General features: G+C 46.9%; 1 protein-coding gene. It reads right to left on the reverse strand.

Translation table 11 applies throughout. The features are described 5' to 3' along the window. A partial coding sequence (locus ACY9Z2_RS19605; protein ID WP_463611340.1) for a hypothetical protein occupies positions 1-213 on the reverse strand: 213 nt, incomplete at both ends.

Consider the following 213-nt stretch of genomic DNA (forward strand, 5'->3'; position numbering starts at 1 on the left):
GTCGAACCGGCGATTTTCACTTCGACCGTATGCTGTCCCTCTTCAAGATTGGTGAGTTCTAACTCAGTTTCGGAAGTTTCAACATAACCGTCTCCGTCGATCGAATATAGGTAAAGATGATCGACTCCACCGGTAGGCTTCCAGGAAACCGTTACGTTCTTCGTCGCGTATTCGGTCTGGAGATTTTCGAACTCTACCGATACATTCAATTGC

The sequence above is a fragment of the Virgibacillus sp. GM2-2 genome, from assembly GCF_055329585.1.